The 19,841-nt window shown below is 60.5% G+C and carries 19 protein-coding genes; 9 read left to right on the top strand and 10 right to left on the bottom strand.

Annotation, left to right across the window (positions count from 1 at the left end; translation table 11 throughout):
* The first annotated feature begins 25 nt into the window (after window positions 1-25).
* From oppB to Q5Y75_RS19330, 3 genes are read left to right on the top strand one after another with little or no spacing between them, the layout of a single operon-like run.
* Window positions 26-943 (top strand): oligopeptide ABC transporter permease OppB, encoded by a 918-nt coding sequence (gene oppB / locus Q5Y75_RS19340; protein WP_306200652.1) that lies wholly within the window; start codon window positions 26-28, stop codon window positions 941-943.
* On the top strand, window positions 936-2,066 hold the full coding sequence (locus Q5Y75_RS19335) for an ABC transporter permease subunit (RefSeq protein ID WP_306200650.1): 1,131 nt from the start codon (window positions 936-938) through the stop codon (window positions 2,064-2,066). The genes oppB and Q5Y75_RS19335 overlap by 8 nt, the downstream gene beginning before the upstream one ends.
* A 1-nt stretch (window position 2,067) precedes the next feature.
* Entirely contained in the window at window positions 2,068-3,699 is a 1,632-nt protein-coding gene (locus Q5Y75_RS19330; RefSeq protein WP_306200647.1) for an ABC transporter ATP-binding protein, read from the top strand.
* Here the strand turns inward: Q5Y75_RS19330 and Q5Y75_RS19325 are convergent, their stop codons facing one another.
* Window positions 3,700-4,599 carry a LysR substrate-binding domain-containing protein gene (locus tag Q5Y75_RS19325; RefSeq protein ID WP_306200645.1) on the bottom strand — a complete coding sequence of 300 codons (900 nt, stop codon included), beginning with the start codon at window positions 4,597-4,599 and terminating at the stop codon, window positions 3,700-3,702.
* A 96-nt stretch (window positions 4,600-4,695) separates the two neighbouring features.
* On the opposite strand from Q5Y75_RS19325, the gene Q5Y75_RS19320 reads away from it, so the two are divergent.
* From Q5Y75_RS19320 to phnY, 3 genes are read left to right on the top strand one after another with little or no spacing between them, the layout of a single operon-like run.
* Window positions 4,696-5,883: a 2-aminoethylphosphonate--pyruvate transaminase gene (locus Q5Y75_RS19320; protein ID WP_306200643.1), complete on the top strand. Its 1,188-nt coding sequence runs from the start codon at window positions 4,696-4,698 to the stop codon at window positions 5,881-5,883.
* Between the two features lie 18 nt (window positions 5,884-5,901).
* On the top strand, window positions 5,902-7,146 hold the full coding sequence (phnA, locus tag Q5Y75_RS19315; protein ID WP_306200641.1) for a phosphonoacetate hydrolase: 1,245 nt from the start codon (window positions 5,902-5,904) through the stop codon (window positions 7,144-7,146).
* Between the two features lie 15 nt (window positions 7,147-7,161).
* Complete coding sequence (phnY, locus tag Q5Y75_RS19310) at window positions 7,162-8,610, top strand: phosphonoacetaldehyde dehydrogenase (RefSeq protein ID WP_306200639.1); 1,449 nt, start codon at window positions 7,162-7,164, stop codon at window positions 8,608-8,610.
* 46 nt (window positions 8,611-8,656) lie between these two features.
* On the opposite strand, the gene Q5Y75_RS19305 is transcribed toward phnY, so the two are convergent.
* The 6 genes from Q5Y75_RS19305 to Q5Y75_RS19280 all read right to left on the bottom strand — a co-directional run bounded on the left by Q5Y75_RS19305 (window position 8,657) and on the right by Q5Y75_RS19280 (window position 13,644).
* Window positions 8,657-10,300: a DUF4139 domain-containing protein gene (locus Q5Y75_RS19305; protein WP_306200637.1), complete on the bottom strand. Its 1,644-nt coding sequence runs from the start codon at window positions 10,298-10,300 to the stop codon at window positions 8,657-8,659.
* A gap of 133 nt (window positions 10,301-10,433) precedes the next feature.
* A complete protein-coding gene (locus tag Q5Y75_RS19300) occupies window positions 10,434-10,625 on the bottom strand; it encodes a hypothetical protein (protein WP_306200635.1) in 192 nt (63 codons plus the stop codon).
* Between the two features lie 52 nt (window positions 10,626-10,677).
* The gene (locus tag Q5Y75_RS19295) at window positions 10,678-10,857 is read right to left on the bottom strand and encodes a hypothetical protein (RefSeq protein ID WP_306200633.1); all 180 of its coding nucleotides are present in this window, start codon (window positions 10,855-10,857) and stop codon (window positions 10,678-10,680) included.
* Window positions 10,858-10,903: 46 nt separating this feature from the next.
* Window positions 10,904-11,140, bottom strand: a complete 237-nt coding sequence (locus tag Q5Y75_RS19290) for a hypothetical protein (RefSeq protein ID WP_306200631.1) — start codon at window positions 11,138-11,140, stop codon at window positions 10,904-10,906.
* A gap of 332 nt (window positions 11,141-11,472) precedes the next feature.
* Window positions 11,473-12,495, bottom strand: coding sequence for an aspartate-semialdehyde dehydrogenase (locus Q5Y75_RS19285; protein ID WP_306200629.1), 1,023 nt, complete (start codon window positions 12,493-12,495; stop codon window positions 11,473-11,475).
* Between the two features lie 111 nt (window positions 12,496-12,606).
* Entirely contained in the window at window positions 12,607-13,644 is a 1,038-nt protein-coding gene (locus Q5Y75_RS19280) for a glycosyltransferase family 4 protein (protein ID WP_306200907.1), read from the bottom strand.
* Between the two features lie 146 nt (window positions 13,645-13,790).
* Between Q5Y75_RS19280 and Q5Y75_RS19275 the strand changes: the two genes are divergently transcribed.
* Window positions 13,791-14,948, top strand: coding sequence for a DUF3095 domain-containing protein (locus Q5Y75_RS19275; protein ID WP_306200626.1), 1,158 nt, complete (start codon window positions 13,791-13,793; stop codon window positions 14,946-14,948).
* Here Q5Y75_RS19275 and Q5Y75_RS19270 read toward each other — a convergent pair.
* Window positions 14,941-15,708 (bottom strand): HpcH/HpaI aldolase family protein, encoded by a 768-nt coding sequence (locus tag Q5Y75_RS19270; protein WP_306200624.1) that lies wholly within the window; start codon window positions 15,706-15,708, stop codon window positions 14,941-14,943. The two genes, Q5Y75_RS19275 and Q5Y75_RS19270, sit on opposite strands and share 8 nt — an antisense overlap.
* Window positions 15,709-15,844: 136 nt before the next feature.
* Between Q5Y75_RS19270 and hpaR the strand changes: the two genes are divergently transcribed.
* Window positions 15,845-16,282, top strand: coding sequence for a homoprotocatechuate degradation operon regulator HpaR (gene hpaR / locus Q5Y75_RS19265; RefSeq protein WP_306200623.1), 438 nt, complete (start codon window positions 15,845-15,847; stop codon window positions 16,280-16,282).
* 44 nt (window positions 16,283-16,326) lie between these two features.
* Here the strand turns inward: hpaR and iolB are convergent, their stop codons facing one another.
* Window positions 16,327-17,154, bottom strand: coding sequence for a 5-deoxy-glucuronate isomerase (gene iolB, locus Q5Y75_RS19260; RefSeq protein WP_306200621.1), 828 nt, complete (start codon window positions 17,152-17,154; stop codon window positions 16,327-16,329).
* Between the two features lie 22 nt (window positions 17,155-17,176).
* Window positions 17,177-18,178 carry an inositol 2-dehydrogenase gene (iolG, locus tag Q5Y75_RS19255; protein WP_306200619.1) on the bottom strand — a complete coding sequence of 334 codons (1,002 nt, stop codon included), beginning with the start codon at window positions 18,176-18,178 and terminating at the stop codon, window positions 17,177-17,179.
* A 196-nt stretch (window positions 18,179-18,374) separates the two neighbouring features.
* Between iolG and Q5Y75_RS19250 the strand changes: the two genes are divergently transcribed.
* Window positions 18,375-19,394 (top strand): adenosine deaminase, encoded by a 1,020-nt coding sequence (locus tag Q5Y75_RS19250; protein ID WP_306200617.1) that lies wholly within the window; start codon window positions 18,375-18,377, stop codon window positions 19,392-19,394.
* Window positions 19,395-19,841 lie beyond the last annotated feature (447 nt).

Below are 19,841 nucleotides of genomic sequence, written 5' to 3'. Positions count from 1 at the left end.
CGCCCTCTTTTGGTGAACCCCTCAGATGCTAAGCTACGCACTCCGGCGGCTCTTATCCGCCATTCCAACTCTTTTTATCATTGTCACCGCGTCGTTCTTCATGATGCGCCTTGCGCCCGGTGGTCCCTTCGATCAGGAGCGGACGCTTGAGGCCACGGTGATGGCTAACCTCAACGCCACCTTCGGTTTGGACAAGCCCCTGTGGCAGCAATACGGGATCTACCTGAGCAACCTGTTTCAGGGCGATATGGGCCCGTCCTTCATCTATCGTGACAAGCGGGTCCACGAGATCCTGGCCGAGGGGCTGCCGATTTCGGTGCAGCTTGGGGCGACCGCTCTGATCCTGGCACTGGTTCTGGGCGCGCTGTTGGGCTCCATTGCCGCGCTGCGCCAGAACACCAAGACCGATTTCGCAGTGATTGCAGTGGCCACCTTTGGCATTACCGTGCCGAATTTCGTGGTCGCACCGGTCCTATCGCTGGTCTTTGCGGTGATCCTCAGCTGGCTGCCCGCGCAGGGCTGGGGCCAGTGGAACCAGATGATCCTGCCCGTGATTGCACTGGCCCTGCCGCAGATCGCCGTCGTGACGCGGCTGATCCGCGGCTCGATGATCGAGGCGCTCCGGTCCGACCATGTGCGCACGGCGCGCGCCTATGGCTTGCCCACCCATATGGTGGTTGGCAAACATGCGCTGCGCGCCGCGATCCTGCCAGCGATCAGTTATCTCGGCCCCGCTGCGGCGGCGCTGCTGACTGGCTCTATTGTGGTGGAACAAGTGTTCAACCTGCCGGGTATCGGGCGCTATTTCGTGATCGGCGCGCTGAACCGCGACTACACGCTGGTGATGGGCACCGTGGTGATCGTTGCCGTTTTTGTCGTGGTCTTCAACCTGATCGTCGACCTTCTTTATGCCGTTCTCGATCCGAGGGTGCGCTATGACTGATATGACTGTTGATAATGCGCCCATTCAGGGCGAAAGCCGCTCGCTCTGGGCAACCGCGATGCTGCGGCTACGGCGGAACAAGGCGGCGATGGCCTCGATCTTTGTGCTGATCATCCTGGCGCTGGCGGGGATTTTCGGGCCGATGCTGGCGCCGCATTCCTATTCCAAGGTTTACCCGGAATTTGTGAAGGTGAAGCCCTCGCTGGAATCGTATCCCCAGGAAGAGCAAGTCATTCCGGCGGCCGAATCTGCCTTGCGCCGCGCGCGTGTGGATCTGGGCGCGATTGATGTCGAAGACGGGAAGGTCCGTATCGAGGTGTCGAGCGACAGCCGAGATATCGACCCACGCATTTCGCGCTATCTGGACCGCTCCAGCGTGTTCTCGGATGCAGAGATCACCGTCGATCCCACCGACCCCAAGAAAGGCGTGATCGAGGCTTCGGTGCAGCAGCTTTATTTCCTGATGGGGACGGATGCGAATGGGCGCGATCTGTTTTCGCGCATCCTGATCTCGCTGAGGATTTCGCTGATGATCGGTGCGTTGGCCACGGCTGTGGCGCTGACGATCGGGGTGATCTATGGCGCGACCGCAGGGTTCATCGGGGGGCGGGTCGACAATGTGATGATGCGCTTTGTCGACGTGATGTATTCACTGCCTTTCGTGTTCTTCGTGATCCTGCTGGTCGTGTTCTTTGGCCGCAATCTGGTACTGATGTTCCTTGCCGTTGGCGCGGTGGAGTGGCTGGATATGGCGCGGATCACGCGCGGCCAGACATTGTCGCTCAGGCGGCGCGAGTTTGTGCAGGCGGCCGAAGCGTTGGGCGTGTCCGGCAAATCTATCGTTCGTCGGCATATCATCCCGAATACGGCCGGGACGGTGATCATCTACATGACCCTGCTGATCCCCAAGGTGATCCTGCTGGAAAGCTTCCTCAGCTTCCTGGGCCTTGGCGTGCAGGAGCCGCTGACCTCGCTGGGCGTGCTGATCTCGGAAGGAGCTAAGAACATGCGCAACGCGCCGTTCATGCTGTTCTATCCGGCGGCGACAATGACCATCCTGCTTTTTGCCCTGAACTTCCTGGGCGATGGCCTGCGCGACGCGCTTGATCCGAAGGACCGCTGATATGGCAAAGGAAATCCATAAAGACCGCGTTCTTGAGATCGACGATATTCGCGTCAACTTCGACACGCCCGACGGCACCGTCGAGGCGGTGCGCGGCGTGTCGATGCATGTCCAGCGCGGCGAGACGGTCGCTGTTGTGGGCGAAAGCGGGTCGGGCAAGAGCCAGATCATGATGTCGGCCATGGGGCTTCTGGCCTCGAACGGGCATGCGACCGGGTCGGTGCGCTATCGCGGAGACGAGATTCTGAACCTGCCGGTCAAGAAGCTTAACAAGATCCGCGGTGCCAAGATATCGATGATCTTTCAGGAGCCGATGACCTCGCTCGACCCGCTCTACACCATTCAGGACCAGCTTTGTGAGCCGCTGATGGTGCATGGCGGCATGTCGCGCTCCAAGGCGCGGGCACGGGTGCTTGAACTGCTCAAACTGGTGCAGATTCCCGATCCCGAGCGGCGGATGAAGTCTTACCCTTATGAGATGAGCGGTGGGCAGCGGCAGCGGGTGATGATCGCCATGGCGCTGGCCAATGATCCCGACCTGCTGATTGCGGATGAACCGACCACAGCGCTTGATGTGACCATTCAGGCAGACATCCTGCATCTGCTGGCCGAGCTTCAAGCCCGGCTGGGCATGTCGATTCTGTTCATCACCCATGATCTGGGCATCGTCGAAGCCTTCGCCGACCGGGTCTATGTCATGCGTAAGGGCCAGCTGGAGGAAGAGGGTGCAACCGAGCAGATTTTCCACAACCCGGCGACCGATTACACCCGCATGCTGCTGGATGCCGAGCCTTCGGGCGAGAAATACGCACCCGATGCGGATGCTGAGGTGATGCTGTCCGGCAAGGATGTTGTGGTGACCTTTGGCGCGCCGGGCGGCTTTCTGCGCAAGGACACGCAGTTCACCGCCGTAAAGGGCATCGACGTCGCCCTGCACCAGGAACAGACCATCGGCATCGTGGGCGAAAGTGGCTCGGGTAAATCTACGCTTGGTCGTGCCTTGCTGCAATTGCTGCCCTCGGATGGTCGGGTGGTCTATCTGGGGCAAGAGATCAGCGGTTTGGATCGGTCCCATATGAAGCCCTATCGCGATGGGCTGCAGATGGTGTTCCAGGATCCATATGGCTCACTCTCACCCCGGATGACGGTCAGCGAGATCATCACCGAAGGGCTGTTGGTGCACGAGCCGGGCCTGTCCCAGCGCGAACGGGCCGACCGCGCGGCGCAGGCGCTGGAGGATGTGGGGCTTGAAGCCTCGATGCGCAACCGCTTCCCGCATGAGTTTTCGGGCGGGCAGCGGCAACGGATCGCGATTGCACGCGCCGTGGTGCTGCGACCCAAAGTGATCGTGCTGGACGAGCCAACCTCAGCGCTGGACCGTTCCGTGCAGAAACAGGTGATCGAGCTACTGCGGCGGCTGCAGAAGGAACACTCGCTGTCCTACCTCTTCATTAGCCACGATCTGGCGGTGGTCCGGGCGCTTTCGGATTACGTGATGGTCATGCGCGAGGGCGAAGTCGTCGAACAGGGGCTGACTGAGCAGGTCTTCGACAACCCGACGCAGGAGTATACCCGCGACCTGATGCGGGCGGCCTTCGATTTGCGAGAAATCCTGCGCGAGAAGCTGGCCTGATCAAGGCTCGCGTGGCCCGTGTACCTCACGGGCCACCTCCATAAAGGCGCGGATCACTCGCACGTCGCGGCGCTGGGCAAGATGCACGATGGCCTCGCTCATCTCGGCCCGGATATCGCTGAGCGGGATTTGACGCAGGCGGGCATCCTCGACATATTCCGCCCGCGAGACAAAACCGATCCCCGCGCCCGAGGCGACCACCTCGCGCACTGCCTCGCGCCCTTCGGCGGTGATGGCGGGTTTCAGGTGAAGGCCGCGCGCCTCGGCCTGTTCTTCGAGCTTTTGGCGCGTCTTAGAGCCTGCTTCGCGGAAGATCAGCGGATATTGTGTCAGGTCGGCAAGGGTCAGGTCGCGTTTATGCGGCACCATATCGAGGGCTGCGAAGGCGGTGATCTCGGTCGAGGCCAGTTCTATCACCTGCATGTCCCGGCCCGGAGGCAAGCCGCCGACTACGCCGATCTCGGCTGCGTAGCTGCGCAGATGCGTGACCACGTCGGCCGTGTTGCCCGAGCGCAGGGAGATTGTCACATTCGGATAGCGCGCCCGGAACCGGCCCAGCAGGTCGGTGACGTGATGGGCGGAATCCGCGATGATGCGCAGCTCGCCTTCAATGGCAGCGCCGGATTCCGACATCACCTCTTCGATCTGTTGTTCGACCTCAAAGAACTGCCGGGTCAGGTGAAATAGGCGCTCTCCGGCCTCGGTCAGGCGGACGCGTTTGCGTTCGCGGTGAAACAGTAGCACGTCGTGATCCTGTTCAAGCTTGCGCACCTGCTCGGAAATCGCTGGCTGTGTCAGGTTCAACGCCTCGGCTGCGCGTGAAAACCCTCCTGTTAGAGCCACATTATGAAACGCTTTCAATTGACTGTACCGCACCGGAATCGAGGTTGAGTTGCGCATAAGTATTACCTATGGATTGATCGTTTAATTCAATTTCACATATGGACCCAGCTTTGGCAAACATGCTCGCAGCGCATCAGCTCGGGAATCGCGGCCATGACTTCGCAACATCGCAGGATCGAGGCACCGAGGCTGGGCGAACCCTATCTGCTGACCCCCGGCCCGCTGACCACGTCTTATGAAGTGAAAGAGGCGATGCTGCGCGACTGGGGCAGTTGGGACGATGATTTCCGCGCCATGACCCGCGACCTGCGCAGCCGGTTGCTGGCACTGCTCGGCCCTGGGGCAGAGGCGTTCGACTGCATTCCCATTCAGGGCTCGGGCACCTATGCGGTTGAGGCGATGCTGGGCAGTTTCCTACCCCGCAACGGCAAGGCGCTGGTTCTGGCCAATGGGGCGTACGGGCAGCGCGCGGTCAAGACGTTGACCTGCCTGGGCCGCGACTACACGGTGCTGGACAAGGGCGATTACCTGCCACCGCGCGGTGCAGAGGTCGCCCACCTTTTGGGTGATGATCCAGCGATCACCCATGTGGTTGCGATCCATTGCGAAACCTCCAGCGGCATCCTGAACCCGATCGATGAGATCGCCGAGGCAACTTATGCAGCCGGGCGCAAGCTGCTGATCGATTCCATGTCGGCCTTTGGCGCAATTGAGCTGCGACCCTCGGACATCCGGTACGAGGCGATGGTCTCCTCTGCCAATAAATGCATCGAAGGGGTTCCGGGATTCGGTTTCGTCATTGCCCGCACCTCTGAATTGGAGGCGGCGCGAGGCAACAGCCACTCTCTTGCGCTGGATGTATATGACCAGTGGGAGTGTATGGAGCGGACCGGCCAGTGGCGCTTCACCCCGCCGACCCACGCGGTTGCGGCCTTTCTAAAAGCGCTGTGGGCCCATGAGGCCGAAGGCGGCGTTGCCGGGCGCGGCGCGCGCTATGCCCGGAACCGCGATGTTGTTGTCGACGGGATGCGCGCGCTGGGGTTCGAGACCCTCCTGGATGACCGCTGGCTCAGCCCGATCATCGTGACCTTCTTCTGCCCGGACGATCCGCGTTTTGACTTCAACCGGTTTTATGAGTTGATGAAAGACAGAGGTTTCATCATCTATCCCGGCAAGCTGACCGTGGTCGACAGTTTCCGTATCGGCTGCATCGGGCAGATGGATGAGCATGTGATGCGGCAGGTGGTCGAGGCCGCCAAAGAGACACTTGATGACATGGGAGTGGCCAGCGCCGTGCCACCCGCCGCCGCCCTGAAAGAACGCGCCAAACTGGCCGCCTGATCTGACAAAGGAACCGAAATGACCCTGCACACCCCCGTCGAGGCTAATGAGCGCGTCTATCCGATGCCCAGAGTGCCCGCCATCGCCATCTGTCTGGATGGATGCGAGCCGGACTATCTGGACAAGGCTATCGCCGATGGGTTGATGCCGACCCTCAAACGCATGCGCGAGACCGGCACCGACCGGCTGGCACATTCGGTGATCCCTTCCTTCACCAACCCAAACAACCTGTCCATCGCAACCGGGCGTCCGCCCAGCGTGCATGGGATTTGCGGCAATTACCTGATCGACCCCGAAACCGGCGAAGAGGTGATGATGAACGATGTCCGCTTCCTGCGCGCACCGACCCTGTTCAAGCAGTTCTATGATGCCGGTGCCAAGGTCGCCATCGTCACCGCCAAGGATAAGCTGCGCGCGCTGCTGGGGGCCGGGCTGAAGTTTGACGAGGACCGGGCCAGATGCTTTTCGGCGGAGCGCTCTGACAGCTCCACCGCAGTCGAGCACGGGCAGGACAAGGCCAGCGCGTGGTTGGGCCTGCCCCAGCCAGAGGTCTATTCCGCCGACCTGTCCGAGTTCGTCTTTGCCGCCGGGGTCAAGCTGTTGAAGGATTGGCAGCCGGATGTGATGTATCTGACCACGACCGATTATGTGCAGCACAAATTTGCCCCCGAGGAGGCCGAAGCGAAGTCGTTCTACGAGATGTTCGATCGCTACCTGACCGAGCTCGACGCCATGGGCGCGGCCATCGTCGTGACCGCCGATCACGGCATGAAGCCGAAACATCATACCGATGGCTCGCCCAATGTTGTCTATGTGCAGGACCTGATGGATCAGTGGCTTGGCAAGGACGCCGCCCGCGTCATCCTGCCGATCACCGACCCGTATGTGGTGCATCACGGCGCGCTGGGCTCATTTGCCACCGCCTACCTGCCTGAGGGCGCGAACCGGGCGGATGTGATCGCCAAGCTGCAGGCGACCGATGGCATCACCCATGTGCTGAGCAAGGAAGAGGCCATCGCTCAGTTCGAATTGCCCGGCGATCGGATCGGGGACCTGGTCATGGTGTCGGGCGAGAATATCTGCATCGGCACTTCGGAACATCGCCACGACTTGGCCGCTCTCAAGGAACCGCTGCGCAGCCATGGTGGGCTGACCGAGCAGGAAGTTCCGTTTATCGTGAACCGCAGGATCGACCTGCCCTCGCAACCGGAGCTTCGCAACTTCGATGCGTTTTTCTATGCAACAACAGCGGCGGCGCTTTGAATGATGGATGGACCAATGAAAAAGGCTGATATTCGCAACGAAGGTATGCGCATCGGGGGTGAAATCGTCTTCACCGACGATGTGGTGCCTGTGCACTATCCTTATACGGATGAACTGGTGGGCACCGTCCCGGCCGGCACTGCGGAACACGCCAGGCGCGCCTTTGAGATCGCGGCGAATTATAAGCCGACCCTCAGCCGCTATGAGCGTAGCGAAATCCTGAAACGCGCGGGCGAGCTTATTGGCGAGCGTCGCGACTATATGGCCAAATGGCTGACGCTGGAGCTTGGCATCTGCAACCAGCACGCCATCTACGAGACCAAGCGCGCGCAGGATGTCTATCAATTTGCTGCCGCACAGGCGATGAACGACGATGGCGAGATCTTCTCCTGCGACCTGACCCATAATGGCAAGGACCGCAAGATATTCACCACCCGCGAGCCGGTGCGGTCGATCTCGGCGATCACGCCGTTCAACCACCCGCTCAACATGGTCAGCCACAAGATCGCGCCTTCCATCGCGACCAACAACTGCATGGTCTGCAAACCGACCGAACTGACGCCTCTGACCTGTCTGGCGCTGGCCGATATCCTCTATGAGGCAGGGCTGCCGCCCGAGATGTTTCAGGTGGTGACCGGCTGGCCGCAGGATATTGGCGACGAGATGGTGACAAATGAAAATATCGACATCATCACCTTCACCGGCGGGGTCCCCGTCGGCAAGATCATCGCCGAAAAAGCGGGTTACAAGCGGCAGGCCCTGGAGCTTGGCGGCAATGATCCCCTGATCGTGCTAAATGACCTCAACGATGCTGATCTGGACAAGGCCGCCACGATTGCGGTGGCCGGGGCCACCGGCAATTCCGGTCAGCGTTGTACCGCCGTGAAACGCATCCTGGTGCAGGAAAGCGTCGCGGACCGCTTTGTGCCGCTGATGCTGGAAAAGGCCAAGGCGATCCGTTTCGGCGACCCGCAAGACCCTGATACGCAACTGGGCTGCGTGATCCATGCGCAGGCGGCAGAACTGTTCGAAAAGCGGGTCTATATCGCCGAAAAAGAGGGCGCGGAGATTCTCTATCACCCTGGTCGCGACGGCGCGTTGCTGCCGCCCATCGTGGTCGACAAGGTGCCCCATGACAGCGAATTGGTGATGGAAGAAACCTTCGGTCCCATCGTACCCATCGTGCGCGTGCCTGATGATGATGCCGAGGTAATGCGGATTTCAAACTCCACCGAGTTCGGCCTGTCCTCGGGTGTCTGCACCAATGATCTGAACCGCGCCATCGCTTTCGTCAACGGGCTGGATGTGGGCACCTGTAACATCTGGGAACAGCCCGGCTATCGGATCGAGATGTCGCCCTTTGGCGGCATCAAGGACAGCGGCAATGGCGTCAAGGAAGGTGTCATTGAGGCGATGAAGTTCTTCACCAATGTGAAGACCTATTCGCTGCCCTGGCCGCGCTGAACCGGGATTGAGGGCCGCCTCGATAGCGGCCCTTCTTCGGCCCTAATCAACGTAAAACCATATCTTCCGGCCAGCTCAGCGTGGTGTCGAGCTGGATGGTCTGGCTTTGCCCGGGTGCCAGGGTCAGATCCCAGGCCAGAATGCCACGCTGTTTGTCGACATTCATCTCGGAAGGTTTCGGGCGCGCGACCCATTGGATTTCCAGATCTTCCTGCTGCGAATAGGGCACGCGGTCGAGAATGCGCAGCGGCCAATCTTCTTCGGTGAGGTTTTCGACTTCGATCTCGACCCGATCCTCGCGCTGGTTCGAGCGGGTCAGAATGCCCCGATCCCCCTCGTTCTGGTCCAGAATGTCCCGCGTCAGCCGCAACCCCTCGATAGGACCAAACCCGATATCGGCTTCCTCGCCAGAGGTCAGCCCCTCGAACGCTTCAAACCCCACCAGTTGGCCATCCACATAATGGGTCGCATGACTGCTTGGGATCAACTCGCGCCCGGTGGAATTGACCATCCGGGCGACGCGAAAGGCGGTTTGATCATAGATCGGCACCGCCACAGCCTGAACATCCGCTTCCTCGCTGAAACTGTCCAACTGCAGCTTAAGGACATCCGCGCCAGAGGCGATCGAGACGGGCTCGGAATAGGTGAGGAGCAGATTGCTTTCGGACCACAGATTAACCTCTTCGACGATGACAGGCGGTTCGACGACCGGCTCTGCCAGACTGCCGGCATCCGCCTCCATCGCTCTTGGCGCTGCGGCCACAAGTTCCCGCTGTTTCAGAACCGGTCTGGGTTCTTCGATGCGATGTAGGCGCGGGTGCAGCGTTCTGGCGTCGATCCGCCCGGTGGCGTCCGTTGTCGACAGGTGCAGCGTGACATCGGTCCAGTTTTCGCCGGTCTCCTGCTGCACCAACGCGCTGCGCTTGATCTCGACGCGGGGGTCGTCGCCGGTGATCAGGTTGAAATCATAGGTCGGGGCCCAACTGGTTTCGTAATTGACCAGATAGCTCATGGTCAGGTCTGACGTCACCGGCTCGGTCGCGCTGACCTCGACCGCGATATAGAGCCTGTCTGCATCTTCCAGCGCGATTGCGGCAAGCGCTTGCTGCGCCTCTGCGAGGTCTTGATGGAGGTCTTTCAATGCCGCTTCGATCTCTCTGGCGCGAATCTCGGCCTCCAGCGCGGCCTGGCTGGCCGCACCTGCCTCTTCGCGGATCATGCGGGCAATGTCGCGCAGGGTGTCTGCGCCGGTCTCGGCCATGCCTTCATTCTCGCCCAGCTTGCGCAGAAACTCGATCGAAACCTCCGACGCTGCCACCGCCGCGCGGGCCTGCGCCGCGTCGTCGCGAACGCTGCGGACGCGCTGTTCGATCTCTTCGATCCGCGTCTCGGCGGCCTTCACCTCGGGCGCGGTTGCGTCATGGGGCGGGCTGAAGTCATCCCGAATGATGGTGCCGATCTGGCGCACGCCGCTGACGGTGACCCGCAGGCTTTCTGCGGCCGCGCTGTTGGGGACGCCCCGCAACACCAGCCGGTGTCTGCCTGCAGGGATCTCGACACTGCCTGTGCGCAGGATTGTCGCGCTGTCGGGATGCATCGTCACCTGGGTGACTTTGCTGGTTGCCGGAATGACATCGGCCTGGGCTGGCAGGGCGCAGACAAGTGCAATCAGTGAAATCGCGAAACGCATGACTCAACCTCGTTGGAATTCGGGCCGAGCTTTGCAATCACTAGGGGAATGCGCAAGGGTGCCGCTAAAAAAGCGAAAGACAACCTTTCGGTTGCCTTCCACCACCGGGGGCTGTTGGTCGAGGGGTAAGGGGTCAGGCCGCCAAAGCCGTTTCGGCGGGCTTGCTGCGGCAGGAGGTGAAGACCAGCGGCTGCATACGCTCGGCGCGCCGTTCCGCAAAGCTCAGGATGTGCTCGCTGCGGGACTTGCTCTGGCGGGTGCGCTTCAGATGGGCAAGAGCGGACAGGCGGTTGGCGCGGGCGGTTTCGAGAAGCGATTGTGTCATGGTCATTCCTTGGCTGGGGGCGAAGATGTGAAAAGCGTTCGAGGAAAAGGGATCAGGCGGCGTCGCCCGAATGTCCCCACATGTTGGTGACGAAGAATACGCCATTTGGGGTGCGCACCGGATGGGGGCGGCTGCGCCAGTCTTCGATCGAAACGATATTGTCGGATTGGCGGGGCTGCGATGTTTTCGGCGCGGTGGATGTGGTGGCGGTGAGGGCGATTACATTGGTCATGGTCTAATTCCCCTTTGATCAGGCTCTGTCCCGATCTGGTTGCGGCTCAGTCCGGTTGGTTCGGTGTGAGGGTTTGCGCGGACGGTTTGGGACTGCTCGGGGTTTCATCGCGTTTTGCGTTTTTGTTGGGCTCCAGCCCGTGGGCTTGATTGAACAGCTTTTCGAGCTCGGACTGTGTCAAATCCGGAAGCCGCTGGCGGCTGTCACTTGCTGTGGAATTCTCAATGCGCATAACCCGCGCCGCAACTTTACCGGTACTACGAGAGAGCGCGTTGGGAGCCATCCGCCATCTCCTTTGTTCGGTTTTTGTCGTCTATGGCCTCATGGTTCGGGCGAAATCTGCCCGGAATCGTGCAATTTCGTGGCGGAAATGTGGTAAATCACACTTTTAACGGGAAATTAACTATCTCTGTTCGCAATCTGGTCGCGAGATCGCCATGATTTTGAGACTCGCGCGGTCTTTTGTTCGCGCTTAAGGCAAAAAACCGAATCGCTTCACCCTCGCTTCGCCCGCTGGTTGCACCTGTGCAGAGGGCCAATGGGACGAAAACAAAACACCGCCCGATCCGATTTAGACCGAGCGGTGTCTCAAATTGACATTAAATTCTAAGGGGTTCAGCCCTTCTTGAGCACTTCGCGGCCCAGCAATTCGGCGATCTGAACCGCATTCAGCGCGGCACCTTTGCGCAGGTTGTCGCTGACGCACCAGAGGTTCAGCCCGTTCTCAATGGTCGAGTCTTGCCGGATACGGCTGATGAAGGTCGCGAAATCGCCGACGCATTCCACCGGCGTGACGTAACCGCCAGCCTCGCGCTTGTCGATCACCATCACCCCCGGCGCTTCGCGCAGGATGTCGCGGGCTTCGTCCTCGTCGAGGAAATCCTCGAACTCGATATTCACCGATTCCGAATGGCCGACAAAGACCGGCACCCGCACACAGGTCGCAGTGACCTTGATTGCCGGGTCCACGATCTTCTTGGTTTCAGCGACCATCTTCCATTCTTCCTTGGTCGAGCCGTCTTCCATGAAGACGTCGATATGGGGAATGACGTTGAAGGCGATCTGCTTTTGGAAGGTCTTGGGTGGATGTTCAGAGGTCGGGTTGTAGACCGCCTTAGTCTGATCCCAAAGTTCATCCATGCCATCCTTGCCCGCGCCGGACACCGACTGGTAAGTCGAGACAACCACGCGCTTGATCTTGGCACGGTCATGCAGCGGCTTCAGCGCCACCACCATCTGCGCGGTCGAGCAGTTGGGGTTGGCGATGATGTTCTTCTTGGCATAGCCGTGGATCGCCTGCGGATTGCACTCGGGCACGATCAGCGGAATATCCGGGTCATAGCGGTAGAGCGACGAGTTATCGATCACCACGCAACCAGCCGCCGCCGCCTTGGGCGCGTAATCCTTGGTCGCGGAAGAGCCCACGGCAAACAGCGCCATGTCCCAGCCGGTGAAATCGAAAGTGGCCAGGTCCTGGGTTGTCAATGTCTTGTCGCCAAAGCTGACTTCGGTGCCCAGCGAACGGCGGCTTGCCAGCGCGGCAAGTTCGTCCACGGGGAACTGGCGTTCAGCCAGAATGTTCAGCATTTCGCGGCCCACGTTACCCGTGGCGCCGACGACAACGACGCGATAGCCCATCTTCTTGTCTCCTGGATTAAGGACGCGGCTACATAGCCGTGTTCATCGCGAGAAAAAAGAGGCAATAGCCGGATAATGGACAGGTCACGTGGCGTTTGTGCCGGTTTGTGGTCACGTTTGGCCCAGCAGGCCGCGATAAACCTCGATAATGGCACGCGCCTCACCTTCGATGGCGAAGTTTGATTCCACATGTTTTCGAGCGGCAATTCCGGCGCTTGCCAGCGCCGCGCGGTCGTCGATCATGTGACGCAGCGCCTCGGTCAGGGCATCTGCGTTGTCCTTTTCGGCAAGCCGCCCGGTTTCGCCATCGATGATCTGGGCGCTAAAGGCCCCGACATCGTGACAGGCGACTGCCGGAACACCCGACGCCATCGCCTCAAGCGGGGTCAGGCCGAAACCCTCATGCCGGGCCGGGGCGACGAAGAGGTCGAGCGCGCGGTAAGTCTTGACGATCTCGTCCCAAGGGCGCTCACCCAGAAAGCGCACACGGTCAGCGATACCTGCTGCGGCCAGCTTCTGCTCCTGTTCGGCTTGAAAGGCTTCGAACTCGGAGGTTGCGCGCCCGGTAAAGACAATATGGATGTCGGGGCGCGAGGGCAGCAGGTCCACCGCTGCGTCCACCAGCAGATCAACGCCCTTTTGCGGTCTGATCCGTCCGAAACACCCGATCAGCAGCCCCTCGGGCAGGTTCAACTCGCGGCGCAGCGCGGCTTTGTCCTCGGCGGGGTGAAACAGCTCGGTATTGACGCCATGCATAATCACCCTCGCGGGGCGTTCGAGAAAGGAGGCGGCCTGCGGTGAGGTTGCGATTAGCCCATCCATCTTCGAGATCAGCCATTTGGTATAGCCCGAGTGATCCCGCTGCGCGGCTGAGGTGAACAGCAGTTTGAAATTGCAACGCAGGACATGTTTCAGAAACAGCCCCATGACCATCTCGGTATTGCGCCTTGCATGCCAGACGCGCGCCAGCCTGCGCGACAGGAACGGCACTTTGATCAGCGGGATATGGGGCACTTCGGGGGGCAGGCCAGGCCCGGTTGCGACGATCCCGATCCATTGGCTTTGCAGTGGCACCAGACGGATCACGGTTGTGGTCACGCCGGACAGCCTGCGCTTGAGATTTGGGGCGATGACGCGCAGGTCCTGCATCAGTGACATGTATCCTTTGGCGGCGCGGGTATCCGTACTTTATCTGGGCTTCGAATGTGATCCGCACGGCATGGCTTGCCGTATATCTCAAGACACCAACAGTTTTCCATGGGTGTTTCAATTGGTTTAGATTGTATGTTCAGATTATGGATCAGCACATTTCAAGCAGCGACTATTTCGCAGACCTGCCACTGATCAGCCGCTTTGGTGATCTGACTGACCCTGCAAACTATACCCCTTTGCCCGATGGCTGGCAGATCGGCACTGCGGATATCGTCGGGTCGACCCGCCATATCGCCGAGGGGCGCTATAAGATGGTGAACATGGTAGGGGCGGCGGTGATCTCGTCCCAGATCAATGCCGGGGGCGGGCATGCCTTTCCTTATGTCTTTGGCGGCGACGGGGCGAGCTTTGCCATCCCGCCCGAGTTTTCCGACACCAGCCGTGCCGTGCTTGGCGTCATGCGGCGCTGGGCGGAAGAGGAGTTCGGGTTGGAATTACGGGCAGCCCAGTTTCCGATTGGCGAGATCAGAGAGGCGGGGCTGGACGTGGCAGTCTCGCGGTATCAGGCCTCGACCGGGGTTGATTATGCGATGTTTGGGGGCGGCGGCCTGTCCTGGGCCGAGGCGCGGATGAAAGAGGGCGTCAATGCCATCCCGCTGGCCGATCCCGGCGCGCAACCGGACCTGACCGGCTTGTCCTGCCGCTGGAACAATGCACCGGCGCGCAACGGTACGATCCTGTCGGTTGTGATCCAGCCCTGCCCAGAGACCGCGCCGGGCGATTTCGCCGCCGTGACCCGGCAGATTGTGGCGGTGGTCGAAACGCTCAGCCGTGGAGGGCATCCTCTTCCGCTGGGCGGCCCCGGCGTGCGCTGGCCGCCGCCGGGCCTGGCGCTTGAGGCGCATGTCTCGCGCGGGGACAGGTCGCTGCTGCGGCGCAAGGCGGAGCTTCTGGTAGGCAATCTGATCGCGTGGTTCTTTTTCAAGACCGGTGTGAAAGCCGGGGAGTTCGACCCGGCCCATTACGCCAATATGGTCACCAACAACGCTGATTTCAGAAAATTCGATGACGGGCTGAAGATGACGCTGGATTGTGATGCCGCAACGGTGGAACGCTTGCGCCAGATCCTTGAAGCGGCCGAAGGCGAGGGCATCCTGCGCTTTGGCTTGTTCGAGCAGGACGAAGCGATGACCACCTGTTTCGTGCCCTCGGTGGTCCGTGACGATCATATCCATCTGGTCGACGGTGCCTCGGGTGGTTATGCGCGCGCCGCCGAGCAGATCAAATCTGCGATCAACTGAGCCATTGCTGCGCCTTCGCGCGCGCCGCCTGTGCTAGCAGAACCACGTCGAGCCCCACCGCCATGAACTGCGTGCCCATATCCAGATAGGCCTGCACCGCCTCGTCGGTCACGCCGAGACAGCCGGAGGCTTTGTCCGACGCATTGATGCGTGAGATGGCGTCAGCGATCACGGCGCGCACCTCTGGGTCGGCGCTGTTGCCATGCAGACCCATATCGGTCGACAGATCCGCCGGGCCGATAAAGACACCGTCGATGCCGTCGACGGCAAGAATGTCATCCAGCGCGTCGATACCCGCGCGGCTCTCGATCTGAACAAGCAGGCAGATCTCGTCCCCGGCGGTTTTGACGTAATCGGTGATCTCGCCGTACCGGGTCGCGCGGGCGGCGGCGGCGCCAACGCCGCGCGTGCCGCTTGGCGGATAGGTCACGGCGCGAACCAGTTCGCGTGCCTGTTCGGCGCTGTCGACCATGGGGACCAGCACGGTTTGCGCCCCAGCATCCAACACCTGCTTGATAATCCAGGTCTCGCCGATGGGCACCCGCACCACCGGATGCGACGCGCTGGCCTCCAGCGCCATCAGCTGGGCGCGGATCGAGCGGATATCGTTGGCGGCGTGTTCGCCATCGATCACCAGCCAGTCGAACCCGGCCGTTCCCATCACCTCTGCCGTCACCTCCTCGGCAAAGCTAAGCCAGCAGCCAATCTGACGTTTGCCCTGTTTCAGAGCCTGCTTGAACGTGTTTTTCGGTGCTGGCATTATCCTGTCTCCCTTAGCCCCAAGCGCCCCGACAAAACGCGATCTGATGCCAGGATTGCAAGCGATTTGTCATTTAACCGTCATATGCTTACCCCTCTGCGGTTGCAGCCTGCGACGCTTTGGGTGACAGTGGGATATGACCAGGACTTTGCCACGTACCTCCCGCTCTCTTCCCATCGCGCTGCTGCGCGCGCGCGAGCAGGTGATGGGCCCGGTGCGTGCGATGCTGGCTGATGTGGGGATCACCGAACAGCAATGGCGCGTGCTGCGCGTGCTGAAAGAGGATGGCCCGCAGGACCCCACCCGGATTGCCGACAAAGCCTGCCTGCTGCTGCCCAGCCTGACGCGCATTTTGCAAAACCTCGAAAACAAGGGGTTGATTGAGCGCGAAACCGATCAAACCGACCGGCGTCGTCAGATCGTGGGGGTTACAACTGCGGGCGAAAAGATCATCAATGACAATCTCGACAAGAGTATCGCATTGCTTGAGGCCACGCGCGCGCGGTTGGGCCCCGAGAAATACGAGACGCTGCTGGATCTGCTGAACGAGCTCGACGACCGCAACAGCGAATGACAGCCTATCGCTGGCTGCGATGAAGCAATTGCCAGTCGCCAGCGTCAGGCATCACGTTGCGCGATCCAGTCGTGGTCGGGATCATTCTTGAACCGCCATTTACGCAGCGGTCCGGCCATCACGTTCAGGTAATACATCTCATAGCCGTAAGGCGCGCCGCAGGGGTGGTGCCCTTTGGGCACCAGAACCACATCGCCATCCTTGACCGCCATGGTCTCGTCCAGTGATCCATCTTCGGTATAGACGCGCTGGATGCCGAACCCCTGACCGGGGTTGAGGCGGTGGTAGTAGGTCTCTTCCAGATAGGTCAAGTCGGGAAAGTTGTCTTCGTCATGGCGGTGGCAGGGATAGCTGGACCAGTTGCCATCCGGCGTGAACACCTCGGTCACCAGCAGGCTGCCTGCGACGTCGCGGTCCTCCATCGCGATGTTGTTGATATGGCGGGTGTTCTGGCCTTTGCCGCGCGGTGTCAGGGTGATGCCCTCGGGACCGAGCCGCTGCGCCGGGTGGGTGCCGTGGCCCGGCGCGGTGCACACCGCCAGCACGCACTCACTTGTCGCCATGGCAGTCCAGTGATTGCCATCGGGGATATAGGCGCAATGAGGCGGGGTTTTCTCAAACACGTTCATCCGGTCGCCCATCTCGCCGAAATCGAGACTGTCGCAGGCGATCCGCGCCTTGCCTTCGACCAGCACCAGAATGGCCTCTCGGTCTCCGGTCGCCTCGGACACGGTTTCACCCGCCTTCAGGTGATAGAGGCCAAATCCCACATAGGCCCAATCGGGGCTCTGCGGGCCGCGCGCGCTTTCGGAGGTGATGTCATGTACCTTGCCCTTGGTCCCGGAGGGCTTTCGCAGCAAATCGCTTTTCAAGATGTATCTCCCATTGGAGGCCTTAAATGATTTCGGAGACCTGAACGCTGCGCCCCTCGGCCACGGATTTCAGCGCAGCTTCGGCCAGCGCCAACGCTTTGAGGCCGTCCTCGCCTGAGGGTGAGACGGGCGCGCCATCGCGGATTGTCGCGATGAAGCCCGCGATTTCTGCGGCATAGGCTTCGGTATAGCGGGTCATGAAGAAATCATGCAGCGGCGGGCGGGTATAGCCTGCGCCAGTGGCGATCTCGATCGAGACCGGGCGCTGGTTCTCGGCGGCGATCATCCCTGTTGCGCCATGCACCTCGATCCGCTGATCATAGCCATAGACCGCGCGGCGGGAATTCAGGATCGTGCATTGCTTGCCGCTGGCGGTGCGCAGCATGACCATGGCGGTATCGAAGTCACCATGATCGGCAACCTCGGGATCGACCAGCACCGAACCCGTCGCCTGAACCGTCTCAACCTCTTCATCCAGCAAGAAGCGGGCGATGTCGAAATCATGAATGGTCATATCCCGGAAAATACCGCCCGAGACGTCGATATACTCCATCGGCGGCAGGCCGGGATCGCGCGAGGTGATCGTGACCTGTTCCACCGCGCCAATGCGACCTTCGGCAATCGCTGCCTTGACCGCAGCGAAATGCGGGTCGAAGCGGCGGTTGAAGCCCAGCATCAGCTTTGCGCCGGTCTCATCCACACTGGCAAGGCAGGCGCGCACGCGGGCGATATCCAGATCGATTGGCTTTTCGCAGAAAATCGCCTTGCCAGCACGGGCGAACCGTTCGATCAGATCGGCATGGGTGTTAGTTGGTGTGCAGATGACGACGGCATCCACGTCCTCCGAGGCTTCGACCTCGTCAATACTGCGCAGATCGCAGCCGAACTCGGCGGCCACCGCACCGGCCGCTTCCGCAAACGGATCCGAGACCGAGACCAGCACCGCGTCGCGATTGCCCGAAATTGCTTTGGCGTGGACCTTGCCGATGCGTCCTGCGCCAAGCAGCGCCATTCTTACCTTCATGCCGTCTCTCTTTCTTCTCGCGATCTGCGCCAGCACACATCGCCTTGCGTCGCCGCGAAGATGTCAGCGACGCCGGATTATCGCAAGTTTGCTGTGACGCCAGGATGAATATTTGCCCAAATGGCCTCCGCAGCCCTTGCCCGGCGGCGGCAGAGGACTCATCCTTGAACAAATCCCAATTTGCCCGGAGGTCCGGATGACCGACCTAATCAACGCCCTGATCGACACCTTGCCGAAAGCGGAGCTACATCTGCATATCGAGGGCACGCTGGAGCCTGAGTTGATGCTGGAACTGGCCAAGCGCAACAAGGTCAGCTTGCCGTATGAAACGGTCGAGGATGTGCGCAACGCCTATCAGTTCGATTGCCTGCAGGATTTCCTCGACATCTATTACTTGGGAATGTCGGTTCTGATCACCGAGCGTGATTTCCACGATCTGACCTGGGCCTATCTGATGCGGGTGCAGCAGGACGGGCTGACCCATGTCGAGATGTTTTTCGACCCACAGGCCCACACCGAGCGCGGCGTTGCCTTTGAAACCATGGTCGCGGGTATCACTTCGGCGCTGGAGCAGGCCAGGCGCGAATTTGGCATCACCTCGAAGCTCATCATGTGTTTCCTGCGCCACCTGCCCGAGGAGCAGGCCTTCGAGGCGCTGGACTGCGCCTGCAAACACAAAGACCATATCTTCGGGGTCGGGCTGGATAGCTCCGAACGTGGACATCCGCCCGAGAAGTTCGAACGGGTTTTTGCGACCGCCCGCGACGAAGGCTTTGTGCCCGTCGCCCATGCGGGTGAGGAAGGCGATGCCGACTATGTGCGCGGTGCGCTGGATAGTTTGAAGGTGGAGCGGGTCGATCACGGCAACCGCGCATTCGACGACCCGGCTCTGATCCGGCGTCTTGCGGACCAACAGACGCCGCTGACCATGTGCCCGATCTCGAACTGGCGTCTGAAGGGCATTCCAAACCTCGCGGCCAGCCCGGTCAAGAAGGCGCTCGATGCCGGTCTGCTCGTTACCGTGAATTCCGATGACCCCTCTTACTTCGGTGGGTATCTGAACGACAATTATCGCGCGGTACAGGAGCATCTGTCGCTGTCCGAAGGCGAGATTGTCAAACTCGCCCGCAATTCCTTTGCGGGATCTTTCCTAAGTGATGCGGAGAAACAGGAACAACTGGACAAGATCGACGCCCAGATTGACAGCCTGCGCTGAGTTTTTGGTTCGGCGAAGGTGCTGTTGGTCGGTTTGCCGACCCGGAATCGAGTCGCGTGAGGGTGTGGCGATTTGTGGTCCGATTCCGTTCATCCACTATATCTGGTGGCCAGTTCATTTCCACATCAGACACGCAACGCCGATTCCCCTGCCCGAACCACACCGGGCGGTGGTTTTTGGCTGAAAAGGTGCGTGCCGCTGTGTTATAAAACGTTGATATATAATCATAAAAATTCCACTTAAGCGCTTTCTGCGATTTTTTGCGGATTCCCGATTTTTTCTCTTGCGGTGGCCGTGCGCTTTGCTTAGAACGCCCTTCACCGGCGCTGGTGAGGTGCTGGGGACACATCGGAGAGACGGTGAGACGCTCTGGAAAGACAGAGGCATCGGAAGCATGAATGGCAGGCGGAAGCGCTGAAATTGGCGCATCTGTCTTTGTTTTGGTCC

It is taken from the genome of Ruegeria discodermiae (genome assembly GCF_030758345.1).
GTDB lineage: Bacteria > Pseudomonadota > Alphaproteobacteria > Rhodobacterales > Rhodobacteraceae > Ruegeria_C.
Note: the sequence above shows the minus strand (reverse complement) of the source record. Positions and strands in the feature narration are given on the sequence as shown.